The following is a 1,528-nucleotide window of genomic DNA, read 5'->3' on the forward strand; positions in this document are numbered from 1 at the left end:
AATTAAAAGCAAAACTAGAAGCACAATACTCAGATAAATACAGAGGGGCCGGCAATCAATTTTAGAAATTCATTCTGGATTTTGCCACAGAAGGAGCAATAGAGCAGCTTGCCGTTGTCCTCGCCGTTGCGGGTGTCAGTCATTCGTTCGATCCAAATCCGATAGGCTTGCAACACAAGATGAAGGCTATTGCGGGCTTTTTCAAGCCCGCCGCTGATCAGACAAGCCGACCAAGCCTATTTTGAGCTGCTTATTTTTAAGCTGGGCGCTGGTTGATCACTTCGTCGATCAAGCCATATGCCTTCGCAGCTTCTGCACTCATGAAGTTATCGCGGTTGGTATCACGCTCGATTTCTTCCAGAGTGTGACCGCTGTGCTTGGCCATCAACGTGTTCAGACGCTCGCGAATGAAGAGGATTTCCTTGGCATGGATTTCGATATCCGATGCCTGGCCCTGGAAACCGCCCAGTGGCTGGTGAATCATCACACGCGAGTTCGGCAGGCAGAAACGCTTGCCTGGAGCACCTGCGGTCAGCAGGAAAGCACCCATGCTGCAAGCCTGACCGATGCAAGTGGTCGATACGTTGGGTTTGATGAACTGCATGGTGTCGTAGATCGACATGCCCGCTGTCACCGAACCGCCCGGGGAGTTGATATAGAGATGGATGTCCTTGTCCGGGTTTTCCGCTTCAAGGAACAGCAGTTGCGCGCAGATCAGGTTGGCCATGTAGTCCTCTACCGGACCAACCAGAAAGATCACTCGTTCCTTGAGCAGGCGCGAGTAGATGTCATAGGCGCGTTCGCCACGAGCAGATTGCTCGACAACCATCGGAACCAGGCCGCCTGCGGCCTGGATATCAGAGTTCTGCTGAATATACGAATTACGGAACATGCTCTGCAGTCACTCCCAAATAGTTATGTCTTGAATACGCATAAGCCAGCTCGAGAGCTGGCTTATGTGAGCACTTCTTAACGCAAAAACAATCAGTCGGCTGTTGGAGCTTCTACCGGCTTGACCGCTTCTTCGTAAGAGACCGATTTGTCGGTCACGCTAGCTTTCTGCAGAACAGTATCCACAACTTGTTCTTCCAGCACAACCGAACGAACTTCGTTCAGCTGCTGGTCGTTCTTGTAGTACCAGGACACAACCTGCTCAGGCTCTTGGTAAGCGGAAGCCATTTCCTGAATCATTTCGCGTACGCGGGCTTCGTCAGGCTTGAGGTCGAACTGCTTGACCACTTCAGCCACGATCAGACCCAGCACGACGCGGCGCTTGGCTTGTTCTTCGAACAGCTCGGCCGGCAGTTGGTCAGGCTTGATGTTGCCACCGAACTGCTGAACAGCCTGCACGCGCAGACGGTCGACTTCGTTGGACAGCAGAGCCTTTGGCACTTCGATCGGGTTGGTGGTCAGCAGACCGTCCATTACCTGATTTTTGACCTTGGATTTGATCGCCTGACGCAGTTCACGCTCCATGTTCTTGCGAACTTAGGTGCGGAAACCGTCGATGCCGCTTTCATTGATACCG

General features: G+C 52.6%; 1 protein-coding gene and 2 pseudogenes. All 3 read right to left on the reverse strand.

The features are described 5' to 3' along the window. Window positions 1–32 precede the first annotated feature (32 nt). Window positions 33–143 (reverse strand): annotated as a pseudogene (locus ACIQVE_RS25295) (ClpX C4-type zinc finger protein); the annotation flags it as partial. A gap of 113 nt (window positions 144–256) precedes the next feature. Beyond that, window positions 257–892 (reverse strand): ATP-dependent Clp endopeptidase proteolytic subunit ClpP, encoded by a 636-nt coding sequence (clpP, locus tag ACIQVE_RS25300; protein WP_042559948.1) that lies wholly within the window; start codon window positions 890–892, stop codon window positions 257–259. 92 nt (window positions 893–984) lie between these two features. Next, window positions 985–1,528: pseudogene (locus ACIQVE_RS25305) on the reverse strand (trigger factor); the annotation flags it as partial.

Source organism: Pseudomonas sp. NPDC098747 (assembly GCF_044760045.1).
Taxonomy (GTDB): Bacteria; Pseudomonadota; Gammaproteobacteria; order Pseudomonadales; family Pseudomonadaceae; genus Aquipseudomonas.